The 13,125-nt window shown below is 40.0% G+C and carries 10 protein-coding genes and 1 pseudogene; 8 read left to right on the top strand and 3 right to left on the bottom strand.

All coding sequences use genetic code 11. From position 1 onward, the window contains the following. Positions 1 to 195: 195 nt before the first annotated feature. The 5 genes from ilvD to DWW10_RS21860 all read left to right on the top strand — a co-directional run bounded on the left by ilvD (position 196) and on the right by DWW10_RS21860 (position 7,607). Positions 196 to 1,917, top strand: coding sequence for a dihydroxy-acid dehydratase (gene ilvD / locus DWW10_RS21880; RefSeq protein WP_022394482.1), 1,722 nt, complete (start codon positions 196 to 198; stop codon positions 1,915 to 1,917). A 35-nt stretch (positions 1,918 to 1,952) separates the two neighbouring features. After that, positions 1,953 to 3,275: a gluconate:H+ symporter gene (locus tag DWW10_RS21875; protein WP_022394481.1), complete on the top strand. Its 1,323-nt coding sequence runs from the start codon at positions 1,953 to 1,955 to the stop codon at positions 3,273 to 3,275. A 6-nt stretch (positions 3,276 to 3,281) separates the two neighbouring features. Then, positions 3,282 to 4,481, top strand: a complete 1,200-nt coding sequence (locus DWW10_RS21870; protein WP_118421074.1) for an OprO/OprP family phosphate-selective porin — start codon at positions 3,282 to 3,284, stop codon at positions 4,479 to 4,481. A gap of 81 nt (positions 4,482 to 4,562) precedes the next feature. Further along, positions 4,563 to 6,200 (top strand): DUF6377 domain-containing protein, encoded by a 1,638-nt coding sequence (locus DWW10_RS21865; protein ID WP_118421073.1) that lies wholly within the window; start codon positions 4,563 to 4,565, stop codon positions 6,198 to 6,200. A 192-nt stretch (positions 6,201 to 6,392) separates the two neighbouring features. After that, positions 6,393 to 7,607 carry an IS256 family transposase gene (locus DWW10_RS21860; RefSeq protein ID WP_007213789.1) on the top strand — a complete coding sequence of 405 codons (1,215 nt, stop codon included), beginning with the start codon at positions 6,393 to 6,395 and terminating at the stop codon, positions 7,605 to 7,607. Between the two features lie 125 nt (positions 7,608 to 7,732). On the opposite strand, the gene DWW10_RS21850 is transcribed toward DWW10_RS21860, so the two are convergent. From DWW10_RS21850 to DWW10_RS21840, 3 genes are all read right to left on the bottom strand, one after another. Continuing rightward, entirely contained in the window at positions 7,733 to 8,581 is an 849-nt protein-coding gene (locus tag DWW10_RS21850) for a DUF4373 domain-containing protein (RefSeq protein WP_118421164.1), read from the bottom strand. Positions 8,582 to 8,607: 26 nt separating this feature from the next. Next, positions 8,608 to 8,958: an SH3 beta-barrel fold-containing protein gene (locus tag DWW10_RS21845; protein ID WP_022394477.1), complete on the bottom strand. Its 351-nt coding sequence runs from the start codon at positions 8,956 to 8,958 to the stop codon at positions 8,608 to 8,610. 200 nt (positions 8,959 to 9,158) lie between these two features. Further along, positions 9,159 to 9,377, bottom strand: coding sequence for a hypothetical protein (locus DWW10_RS21840; RefSeq protein WP_022394476.1), 219 nt, complete (start codon positions 9,375 to 9,377; stop codon positions 9,159 to 9,161). A 694-nt stretch (positions 9,378 to 10,071) separates the two neighbouring features. Here DWW10_RS21840 and DWW10_RS21835 point away from each other — a divergent pair. The 3 genes and pseudogenes from DWW10_RS21835 (at position 10,072) to DWW10_RS21820 (ending at position 13,018) form a co-directional block, all read left to right on the top strand. After that, a complete protein-coding gene (locus tag DWW10_RS21835) occupies positions 10,072 to 10,605 on the top strand; it encodes a UpxY family transcription antiterminator (RefSeq protein WP_118421072.1) in 534 nt (177 codons plus the stop codon). A gap of 43 nt (positions 10,606 to 10,648) precedes the next feature. Continuing rightward, positions 10,649 to 11,131: a UpxZ family transcription anti-terminator antagonist gene (locus DWW10_RS21830; RefSeq protein WP_022394474.1), complete on the top strand. Its 483-nt coding sequence runs from the start codon at positions 10,649 to 10,651 to the stop codon at positions 11,129 to 11,131. A 1,369-nt stretch (positions 11,132 to 12,500) separates the two neighbouring features. After that, positions 12,501 to 13,018 (top strand): annotated as a pseudogene (locus DWW10_RS21820) (polysaccharide biosynthesis protein). Positions 13,019 to 13,125: the final 107 nt, after the last annotated feature.

Raw genomic sequence — 13,125 nt, 5'->3', positions numbered from 1 at the left:
GCAATAAACTAAGGACATATCTATATTTTGCTTTCTGTAGAAATTGATGTTTATTGTTTATTATCAATTGGTTAGCTTCTGCTTTATCTAAAAATAATCTATGTGTGTATATAGGTGCATAGTTTTACAACCCTTGCCATCCTCTAACTTTGTCACATGTTCAATCGACATCAATAACCTCAAAATATCGTTATCATGAAAAGTCAAGAGTTACGTAAAAAAGCACCCGAATTAGATCCGTTACGTTTAGGAAGCGGATGGGAAGTTGAAGATTTGAGTAAACCACAAATCATAGTCGAAAGCAGTTACGGACATAGTCATCCGGGAAGTGCACATCTCAATCGTTTAGTACATGAAGTAAACAAGGTCATCTATAATGACGGAGGGCGCCCGGCCAACTATTATGTAACGGACATTTGCGATGGCGAAGCCCAGGGACACGACGGAATGAATTATTCACTTGTTTCCCGTGATATTATGGCGGCAATGATTGAAATTCATGTGAAAGCTACTCCTTTTGATGCCGGTGTATTCCTTACCAGTTGTGACAAATCAGTCCCGGCACATTTAATGGCAATAGCACGCTTGAATATGCCTGCCGTATTCATGCCCGGTGGTATCATGAAGTCAGGACCGGATTTGTTGACGCTCGAACAAATAGGAAAATACAGTGCCATGTTTGAACGTGGTGAAATCACGGAGGAAAAATTCATGGAATATAAGCGGAATGCCTGTCCGGCTTGTGGCGCTTGTTCCTTTATGGGGACAGCATCGACCATGCAGGTGATGGCAGAAGCGTTAGGTCTGGCTCTTCCCGGCAGTGCACTGATTCCAACCCATATCGGTGAATTGGAAAAAGCGACAAGAGAAGCCGGAAAATGTGCAATAAAACTGGTTCATAACCCAATCGCACCGGCAGAGATACTGACAGAAAAAGCGTTTGAAAATGCAATTATGGTGCATGCCGCTATAGCGGGATCGAGCAACAGCCTGTTACACCTGCCCGCCATTGCACATGAAGTGGGGATTACTTTATCGCCCGAACTGTTCGACCGGATTCATCGCAAAATACCCTATATACTCAACATCCGTCCCAGCGGATACTGGCCCGGAGAATATTTCTGGTACGCCGGAGGTACTCCCGCCATTATGGAAGAAATCAAAGAACACCTGCACCTGGATGTAATGACCATTACCGGAAAAACACTCGGAGAAAACCTTGAAGAACTACGCAATACAGACTTTTACGCAAATTGTAATCACTATCTGTCGCTGCATAACTTAACTCAATCAGACCTGATCAAATCTGCGAAATCCCCCATCCGACAGGAAGGAGCCATTGCCATACTGAAAGGAAACCTGGCTCCCGAAGGTGCTGTGGTTAAACACTCCGCAATATCACCTAAACTGATGCAGGCTACACTCAAAGCACATGTATTCGATTGTGAAGAAGAAGCTCTTCAGGCTGTGCTGAGCAAAAAGATAACTCCGGGGGAAGCTGTATTTATCCGTTATGAAGGTCCTAAGGGTAGCGGCATGCCGGAAATGTTTTATACTACCGAGGCAATTGCTTCCGACCCGGAACTTGTGGAGTCTGTTGCACTTATCACAGACGGACGTTTTTCCGGGGCAACCCGTGGACCTGCCATCGGACATGTTTCTCCCGAAGCCAATGAAGGAGGACCGATAGCTTTGGTGAAAGATGGCGATTTGATTCGCATTGACATTCCTGCCCGTTCACTGAATATCGTAGGTACAAAAGGAGAAGAAAAAACACCGGAAGAAATAGATATGATCCTGTCATATCGTCGGGAAAAATGGCACAAACCTACTTCTCGTTATGAGGATGGCATACTGGGTATCTATACCCGTAACTGCGTATCGCCCATGAAGGGCGGATATATGGAAGCTGAATAATAAAGAAATCCCACCTTTTAAATCTTATCAATACCATGATGTCAATTTGTATCATTATAATCAGTTTGCTACTGCTTATTTTTCTGGTAGCATATTATAAAGTAGACGCATTTTTCGCGTTCGTTCTCGTCTCCGTAGGAGCAGCTCTGTGTTTAGGCATTCCGATTCAGGAAATACCCGATATATTGAATAAAGGCGTAGGCAATATCTATAGTAATATGGCACTCATCATCATATTTGGTGCCATGCTCGGAAAACTGGTTGCCGAAAGCGGTGCTGCCCAAAAGATAGCCCAAGTGATGATTGGAGCTTTTGGAACGAAAAACATTCAGTGGGGCATGATGCTTACCGGATTCATCGTAGGTATCCCTTTGTTCTACGATATCGGTTTCGTCATTCTTGTTCCGATTATCTTTTCTATTGTCAACCAATACAAAATGCCCGCTATATATATCGGTATTCCCATGTTGGCAGCTTTATCAGTGGCGCATGGTTTTCTCCCTCCCCATCCATCTCCGGTAGCATTGGTTACTATGTTCAATGCCAATATGGGAATGACATTGATTTTAGGTCTATTGGCTTGTATACCGGCTATTATTGTTGCCGGTCCCTTGTTCAGTAAAACCCTGAAAAATATAAAAACCGGTCCTGTAGATGTATTTGCTGCCAAAAAGGTGGATTCAGCTTTCAGTGAACCCGGAAAGCTCAACAGCTTCCTGACGGCTACATTACCCGTATTTTTGCTGATTATAACAACGGTGCTTACCCATTTCTTACCCAATCCGAGCGAGTCGACGCAGAACCTGCTGTCTTTCTTTAGTTCACCTACCATCGTTATGCTGATTGTTGTAATCGTAGCTACCTATACATTAGGAATCAGGCAGGGACGTTCCATTAAGCAGATCATGGATATTTATGTGCAGGCATGTAAAGACATTGCCATGATTATTCTGATAGTTGCCGGTTCGGGTATCTTTAAAGTTGTCATGGAAGAAAGCGGTGTAAGCATGCTTCTGGCCAATGCTATGGAAACACTTCCGATACACCCGCTTATTTTAGGTTGGTTGATGGCAAGCGTTATCCGAGCTATGGTAGGTTCGGCAACAGTGGCTGCCCTGACAGCTGCCAGTGTAATGATGCCTCTGATAGCCGTATCTCATGTAAACCCTAATTTAATGGTATTGGCCGTCGGGGCGGGAAGTCTGATGTTTTCACACGTCAACGATTCTGGATTCTGGCTCTATAAAGAATATTTCAATCTTAGTATGAAAGACACTTTCAAATCATGGTCGGCTATGCAAGTCATTGTCTCTGTTGTAGGTCTATGCGGAGTTTTGGTTCTTAACCTTTTTATCTGATTTATTATGAAAAAGCATCTTCTTATTTTGTTCACGTTTCTTTGTACCGTCCCGTCTGTATTGGCAGGTAATGAAACCGGAGAAAGTCCCTCGAAAACTTCTAAATGGCATCTTAGTTACGATAATAAATATCACGTCAAATTCTTCGGCCGTATTTCGGCTGACGGTGGAATCTTCTGGGGTGAAAAGGATCAAAAAATGGCCAATGGGACCACCATATCCCAACTGGCTTTTGGAGGGACATTTTTCTTCGGAGAAAGATTATCCGGTAAGTTTGAAATAGACTTCTCAAACGGTAACCTCCTCCTGCTGGACAACTTTATCACTTATAATTTTACCAAAAGATTCGGATTGCGTGCCGGCAATATACAGGAAGCCTTCTCTATGGATTTACTGAACTCTTTCAAAGATCTTTCGTTGATGAACCGGGCGCAAGTTGTTAATGCTTTCGCCCCGGGACATCACCTGGGATTACAAGGAGTTTATGAAGACAAACAATGGTTATTGACGGGAGGTGTACATTTCCAGAAGTCCATGACTCTGGGCAATAAGGAAAACTCGGACAGTAATTTGCATAAAGGACAGAACGAAGGATATTCGCTCACCGGAAGAGCCGTGTGGATGCCGCAAAACAGTAGCAAGGAAAAGGGCTTGCACATAGGTGTTGCCGCTTCATACGCCACACCTAAGACTGATGTAGGCAAAGATACTCCTCCTAAAACGGTTCGCTACAGTCAATCGGAGTCAACTATCAACAAGATTAAGTTTATGGACACCGGATACATTACGGATGTGGACAACACCTGGTTGATGGGAGTCGAACTTGCCGGTTATTATGGCCCTTGGAAATTTCAAGCGGAGTATATACAGCAGGAAGTAAACCGGAATCACGGTTTTGTCGACGAATCCTTTTCAGGCTTCTATGTGCAATCATCTTGTCTGTTGCTTGGTGGAAAGCAGGATTATAACAACTCCAGGGGAGCGTTTAACCAACCATTGATCGGTAAGAAAGGAGATGTGGAACTGGCCCTGCGGTTTGATCGCCTGGATATGAATGGAAAAGTAATTAAAGGAGGTGTATCCAATCAATATACAGCCGGAGTGAATTATTATGTGAATGAGAATCTGAAAGTGCAGTTGAATTATTACTATATCACTCATAATGATTATAATTCATTAAATGTCAGGGTACAATTGAGGTTTTGATAAAAAATCGAAGAAAAAACTTATCTTTGTGGAAACCGCCCTAAACGATGTAAGATGATAAGATGCCTCTTTTGTTTATTCATGTTCATTTTAGCAACGACGAATGCACATGCCGGAACATCCGGCAATGAGCTTCTGCTTGGAGAATTGGATCAATTGTTGAAAGAACGTATTACGTATGTCCGGAAGAAAGAAAACAAAATCAATTACCTGAAGCAGCTATCATCCTCCGAGGCATCAGTGGACAAGAAATATGATATTATTTCCCGGTTGATAGAGGAATACAGTAATTTTCAGAGCGACTCGGCTTTTCAGTATATCGAACAGAACAGATTGCTTGCCGGGAGCTTGGAAAGCAAAGATAAATTGTTGGAGAATAGATTTCAGTATATCTTCTTGTGTGCGCAAGCAGGACTCCTCAATGAAGCCCAGCATGCTCTGCTGGAACTGGAAGATCAGTATCCGGATATGAATATGAGTCAAAAAGCAGAATATAATAAGCAATATGAAAGGCTCTACATGAATCTTCGCGAGCTTGCGCAAAATTCTCATCTGGAGGAGGAATACCGCAGGCAGGAACTGAAATATTCTCGTATAATCTGTGGATTGGTTCCTCGGGAATCCAAGGACTTCTATTATTATAGTTTCAAGCAGAATTATGCCGAAGGAAACTTGGAAGAGGCGAAAAAAGATATAGCCTCATATTATCAGTTAATCGATTCTGCTTCTAATGAGGCTGCGCGGGCATTATATCATTTATCACTTATTTATAAAATTGAAAAAGATGAGTTGAACGAAGAGCAAAGTCTGATCTGTTCTGTTATGGCAGATATTAAAAGTGCTGTCAAGCAGAACAGATCTCTTCGGCTGTTAGCTCAGATACGGAATGACAAGGGTGATATCCGGCGTGCATATCGTTATCTGGACATATCTCTGCAAGACGCTAACTTTTACAATACCCGGCTGCGTAATTCGCAAATAGCCGAGGCTATCCCTATCATTCAGAAAGAGTATCAACTTCAACGAGATAAACAGGCGCTTTATTTATGGGCGGGGATTGTCATTTCTACCTTCTTTTTGCTGCTTATTCTGGGCATAGCCTTATACTTGCGTAAAAAAAGAAAGGACTTATCGGTTGCCCGCTCACAACTTCTGTCTATTAATGATAAATTGAATCGTATAAACTGCGAAGTACAGGAAAAGAATGAAGAACTTCAATCTCTGACATCCAACCTGATGGAATCTGACCGGGTCAAGGAGAAATATATCGGTCATTTCCTCAAATTATGTTCCATGTATATACTGAAGATCGGTGACTATCAAAAGTTGGTCAATAGAAAAATCAAAAGTGGGCAAATTGAAGAACTTTATAAATTGAATTCATCTACCCAGTACCTGTTAAAAGAAAGCAAAGATTTCTACTCGCAATTCGACGAAGCTTTTCTGCAGATATATCCTTCGTTCGTCAAAGAATTGAATGCACTCCTTAAAGAGGATCAACAATATACACTTAAGGAGGGGGAGTTCCTGAATGCTGAGTTGCGCATCTGTGCTCTCATCCGGTTGGGCATAAAGGATAGTTCGCAAATCGCCGAATTTATGGGGTACAATCCGGTAACCGTATATACCTATCGTACGAAAGTAAAAAGTAGGGCAAAAGATAAAAATAACTTTGATCAGGAGATCTTAAAGATTGGCAGTGTCCATGCTTCTTCATAGTTGATAAACTTACGGCCCGATTGAAAATAAAGAGCCTGTCGACAAGATATTGGGAGTTTGTCAACAAGAAGTTAACTTTCTGTTGACAGAAAATTAACTTCTTGTAATGCTTTGATAATCAGGAGGCTGTAATTTAAACTGTGTCAGCAAAGCAAACAAAAAAAGTATTAACTTTGCTAACACAGTTTTTTTATGAGTGAAGAATTTGATTTTGAAAGGATCAAGAACAAGGCAATCGAGCAGCTCAAGGCTGGCAAGCCCTTGTTGGGTAAGGACGGAGCTTTTGCCCCGTTATTGGAGAGCATTTTAAATGCAGCCTTAGAAGGTGAGATGGATGCCCATCTTTCCGAGGATGAACGCATGAGTGGCAACCGTCGTAATGGCAAGATGCAGAAGCAGGTGCAAACTTCTATGGGTGAGGTGACCGTTTCTACACCCCGTGATCGTAATTCCAGCTTCGATCCTCAGTTTATAAAGAAGCGGGAGACCATTCTTGCGGAAGGTGTTGCTGACCGCATAATCGGCCTTTATGCCCTTGGTAATAGTACACGTGAAATAAGCGACTGGATGGAAGAGAATCTTGGTAACCGTGTGTCTGCCGAAACAATCAGTTCCATCACTGACCGGGTACTTCCGGAAATAAAAGCGTGGCGTTCGCGTAGCCTGGACTATATTTATCCGATAGTTTGGATGGATGCCATTCATTATAAAGTCATGGATGAGAGAGGCTGTGCCATTACCCGTGCAATCTACAACGTATTGGCTATAGATAAGGACGGTCGTAAGGATTTGCTTGGGATGTACATCTCTAAGAATGAGGGGGCAAACTTCTGGTTGAATGTGCTGACCGATTTACAGAACCGTGGTGTACACGACATTCTCATAGCTTGTGTCGATGGTCTGAAGGGCTTCCCGGATGCCATCCAAAGCGTATTCCCTGATACCATAGTGCAACTTTGTATCGTCCATCAGATACGTAACTCCATCAAATATGTCGGCAGTAAACACCAGAAGGAGTTTCTTAAAGATCTGAAACGGGTTTACGGTGCAGTCAGCAAGGATGCCGCTGAAACGGAGCTTCTTGATTTAGATCAGAAATGGGGAGAGAAATATCCTATCGTCATCAAGTCGTGGCAGGACAACTGGGAAAAGCTCACTGAATACTTCCAGTTCACATCCGATATACGTCGTATGATTTATACGACGAATACCGTTGAAGGCTACCACCGTCAAATACGGAAAGTTACAAAAAACAAGGGCGTGTTCCCTAATGACACCGCCCTTGAGAAGCTTGTCTACCTCGCTTATCGCAACATACGCAAGAAATGGACTATGCCACTGGCTAATTGGGGCACCATTGCCCAACAACTGGCGATAAAGTTTGGAGATAGATTTAAGTTGTTGTAATTTTACGCTCGTCGGGAGTGCTGGTGCACCCCCTTGGCGCTGGCCGATCCCCGACCGATGAGCTTGAAAGAAAAACAGCGCATGACACAGTTTACTTTACGCCCCCGATAATCAGTATGTATTTTCTACTGGTTATTTCTTTCTTTTCTCAGGGATGAAATCAGGTATGCTCCTTTCGAATCTACTGTGCTCCATCGTGCATTGCTGATCACTTTCCATACATACCCTCCTAATTTTCCGTAGTTCGAGAGTTTCAGTATGCTTTTGATCTCTTTCGGGTCAATGATACACAGTTGGTCCAGTCTGAGTAGTAAGCATTCTAAATTATGCGTCTGTTTGTTGTATGCATATCCGGGGATTTCATAGAAGGAAATATCCGTCGTTCCTCCTCCGTTCTCCCCAAGGGGAGTTAGAGGGGGAAGTTCTTTATTTTCTTCTCCTATACTATGCTCTGCTATACTTTGTCCGGAATTGTCTGCATTTTCGGGTGAATTGTCTACATGCTGCATGCTATTTTGTGGATTTTGCATACAGTCTGTATCTTTTCCTCCTTTTTTGGTTTTATCTTCCTTCCTCTCTTCTTCCGTTTTTACCAGCATGTAGGGTAGGGAAGCTAAGTCCCTTTTCCTACGTTTGGTTGCTTCAAGCCATACTTTCTGAATCTCCACGGATGTCAATATGCCATATTTCTCATAAGTCTCTTTATCAAAGAATGCTTTTTCTACCAGGATATCTACAATTCCCTGCATCTCATCTTCTGTAAGTTCTCTGCCGGCTTTATTAGTGAAGAGGGTACATTGCTCCTTTCCCCAAAGCAGGTAATATCCGCTTTCTTTATATATTTTACTCAACAGTTTCATTACTGCTGCCGTTCCTTTCATGCCGAACTTTGCCTCGGTCAATTCCATGGATACTTCATCAAAGAGTACCACTGATATGGGATAATATTGTATCCCTCCATACGTCATTGCCATAACTTTTAATTTAAAACTTTTAATTCTTAATTTACTACCGGTCTCCATTCCAGAAAGTTTTCCAGTTGGAAGCTTCTCCATGCTTGTATATCTACGTCCCAATACACAACGTGTCCTTCGATACGCTGTATATCGTATCTTTGATGAAAGTGGCTTTCATAGGGTAGTAGGGTTGCTTTTACAAACTTGAATGTTCCATCTTGTTTGTAATATGCTATGAGAGCATATCCATAGAGCATGTAGTCAATAAGGTTTTCCAGTCTGTCCGTCATCCACTGTGCTGCGCTTTTCGTATATTCTTTTTCAAGCATAATACGTATTGCCCATTTCTTTCTGAGTGCTTCGTGAAGTGAAGCGTTCTTCTTTCGCTTTTTCATTGCATTTTAATTTTAAATTCTTGAATTTTAAATTGTTTAGTAGGTGTTTATGTCAGGCATAAAAAGAGAGAAGATGTCACTTTTTGAAAAAGCGGCATCTTCTCATTTGCGGGGCTTAATCTTTGCTAAAGCGGGGGCAAAGATATAGCGAATTGTAGATAGGATATAACTATTTAATTATTGTCCGATTATTTTGTAGATTATTCTTTTGATGTTTTTCCTCTTTTATTTATTTTACGAGGAAATTCGCTTCTTAATATTTCTCCCATTTCCTCTTCTATTGTCTTTGAAACTAAATGATTATCTTGAGCAGATAGAAAGAACTTACCTTTTGCTGCCCATTCTGCGAATTCTTTTATAGATACTTCGTTTTTATTACCAAAGCATCCTTCTTCTCTTAAATTGAGTAAGAGTTTCATTCCCTTTTTCCGATCTTTATGGAGGATGCCTCTTACTGCTTTACTTTTAGGGCGTCCGGGTTTTCTCTTAGTCTCTGATACATTGTTCTTTGAAGTTAATTTCTGTGCCTGTTCCGGCTCTTTTTTTCAAGGTTTTCAGCCTTCATTTCTTTTTTCATTTTTCTTGTTTTTTAGTTAAATATTTAAATACGTATAAAATGTAAAAAAATGACAAAAGTACTATGCTATTTTTGAAAATAGATAGGTTTGACAGAAAAAATGATTCTGAAAGTTTTTGAATGTGGTGTATGTAGTTGATATATAGGTGGATGGTGTGGAGAAAAAGGGGTGTTTAAAAAACGTTCGTTTAATGGGCACAAAGGTAATGGGTATTTTTTGAACTTGCAAGGTGTTTAATAAAAATATTCCTAAATGAATATTTTATCACAGTTAAATAGTTAATAATCAGTATTATATCACTAATAATAAAGGAATTTAATATCCTTTCATTTTTGTGCTTTCTAAGCTTTTTCTTTTTTGTAAATCTTTACGTATATTAAACGAACGATTAAAAGTCATTTTTTGATTTTAATAGGTTTGTTTACAGTATATTAAGCTGGAATACCTGTTTGTACGGTTTGGAAGAGAATATGTCTCATTCAAACCGCGAAGCGCACCCGAAATAATCGTGAAATTCTCCTTTTACTTTATATAAGTGGTTGAAAATCAAAAATATTGGTTTGCAGCTCGTACTCGTGATAAGCAAGAATTTGCAGTCCGAAGATTCTTAGATAAACTTAAATCTGAGGAAAATTTGGATATTGATTACTATCTTCCCACGCGAATTGTTATATCACAACTGAAATATCGTCGTAAGCGTAGTGAAGTTCCTGTCATTCGGAATTTGATCTTCATTTGTGCCACCAAACAGGTGGCTTGTGATATTTCTAATGTTTATAGTGCCCAGCTTTTTTATATGAAGGATCTTTCCACCCATTCCATGCTGATTGTCCCCAATAAGCAAATGGAAGACTTCATGTTTGTTATGGACTTGAATCCTGATGGGGTTAGTTTTGATACTGAGCCTTTCGCTATAGGAAATAAAGTGAAGGTCATTAAAGGGGATTTTTGTGGCATTGAAGGTGAAATAGCTACGGAATCCAATAAAACTTATGTCGTTATTCGTATCAAGGGCGTTTTAGTTGCCAGTGTCAAAGTGCCTAAATCTTATCTGAAGATGATAAAGTAGTCTTATCTTAATTGAGATTAATCATATTTTAATCATATACCAAATGAATTCTTTACTTTCTCGTGCTCTTGAGCTTCAACATGCTGCTCATGAGCTGATGTATCTTGGTATGGACGGTGAACCTATCTATTCCGATACTTTTTGTCGGTTAAATAAGGAACTTCTCGTCAAGTCCGATTCCCTTTTTTCCTCTCAGAGTTCCAATATTGAGGAAGAAGCCAATTTGTGTCTGGCTCTTCTGATGGGCTATAATGCTACCATTTATGATTATGGAGATAAAGGGCAGAAAAAACAAGCTGTTTTAGATCGAATCTATAATATTTTGGAGAAACTTCCTGATTCTTTACTTAAGGTTCGTCTGCTGACTTATACTTATGGTGAAGTTTATGACGAATCTATGCTTCAGCAGGTTCATGCTATTATGACTCAGTGGGGTAATAGCACTTTAAGTTCTGAACAAATAGATATTATTGAAGTACTTAAGAACATTGAAGAGAATCCGTATCCATGTCACTATATTGACTAAAATATAGGATTATTCTTAGGTAATTTTTTTATATTAATACTGTTTGTAATAAAAAAGGATCAATAGTCATTTGTATTAAACATGGTTAGGGTCCCAAGATGATGTCTAGCATAATTCGAATGAAATCGAAACCTTTTTGCTGTAATTACCTTCCCCTCCTATTTATGTGTATAGTAACAGTGATTTTATAAGTTTCTTCCTTTGCTACAAATTGGAAGTGGTGACTAGTAAAGAGTCAATTCAAGCTTTTTGTTTGAGAAATAAAGTACCTTATAACCTGTTTGAAAAATGGTACAAAAATACACGTTACAAGTTAATTTCAGTAAAAGTGTCAGATCATCCTGATTCCGGTCAATCAGAGCAGCCGGAGCCTTAGATGTCTCAACCAGCTTCCTCTCAGGAATCGTTCCGTATTATGGTGGATATTTATATGAGCAATGGCGTTTACATCTAGCAGTGGAATTTGAGCCACGAAGCTGGCTTGAATAAGTGCTATTTTTTAAGTTTTTTTCATGGTATGCAAGTACGAAAGAATGTTTTCTTCCAATGATTATTGGACTGGGTAATAATAAACTTTTAAAATCAGTTCTTTTTTTGAACTTATTTAATGGAGAACAGCTTTCTGGCGATTGTCTATATATTATAGTACGGCAAAAATTGGACGCTAACTACTCAGTTTGATTTTTACAAGCATGGTCATAAGACAAGGGAGGCAGAACAACACAATTTGAGAGATGTCAACGACAAGTTATATGTCCATAGTGATGGAGTCCAGCTGTATAAGTGCTATGATGTAGGCGAACTAATAGTCGGATAGCCTGTCTGGTTCATATGCGCCGTCCTTTCTTTAAATTGAAAGACTACTCCACAGATGCAGATGGGATCACAGGTATAAATGGACAAGATATTCCGGATGGACAGGAATATAACAACGCTATACAAAGACAGAGAAAGACTTTGTTTGCTTTCAGTTTCTTTTTGCCAATATCAAGAACCATTCACTTGATTCCATGGTGTATATCAAGGGCCTTTTCCGCAGGATATAGCATACTGCAAAAGAGAAAATGGAGAACTAGCCCTTGCTAACTATCAGGATGTACCTCACATTTGCTTATTTTTTTTTTTTTTTTGTTGTTGTAATTCGTTGAATGTTAGTGATATATAAGATTGCTGAAATCAAAAACATCGCCATTTAATATCAATTTGATATCGCCTTTGAGCCTCTAGAATACGAAATCAGCCCATTTTTAAATCAATTACCTAAAAATCTAAGGAAAATTAATCATTTGTTTTAGATAATGCTTAATGAGTATGTGTTTCGATATCAGATAGATGGATAATTAACGAAATTTGCAATCTATATAGAGCTATGAGTATTTTCAAAGACAAGACTTTAATGATCACTGGAGGTACCGGTTCATTTGGTAATGCAATATTGAATCGTTTTTTTAAAACTGATATTGGCGAGATCCGCATATTCTCTCGTAATGAGAAGAAGCAGGGCGATATGCACCATGAGTATCAGGTGAAATATCCTGAATACGCAAATAAAATCAAGTTTTTTGTTGGTGATGTGCGAAACCTTCAGTCTTGTCGCAATGCGATGCCTAGAGTTGACTATATTTTCCATGCTGCTGCCCTCAAGCAGGTCCCTCATACGAATTCTTTCCCATGGAGGTCGTAAAGACTTATGTTATTGGTACTAACAATGTCCTCACTGCAGCCATTGAGGCTGGCAGTCATTTGCTTAAGCACAGACAAAGAGGCATCCCAATAATGGGTATTACCAAGGCTATTGAGGAGAAGATTGCGGTAGCCAAGAGCCGTTACTCTTTGTGGGGACAGAGACATAGATATATGCCACAGTATTTCATGCAGAGGCCTTAAATCTTTTATTTGTCAATTTTGTAGAATTGCTATCTGCTTTTCTGTAAATAATGGGGTACTGAATAATCTTGGACAAGCTGAAACACGTGAAGGTCCTTATGCACCAG

This window comes from Bacteroides intestinalis (assembly GCF_003464595.1).
In the GTDB taxonomy this organism is placed as follows: domain Bacteria; phylum Bacteroidota; class Bacteroidia; order Bacteroidales; family Bacteroidaceae; genus Bacteroides; species Bacteroides intestinalis_A.
The sequence above is the reverse complement of the archived record's forward strand: the minus strand, read 5'-3'. Positions and strand labels throughout refer to the sequence as shown.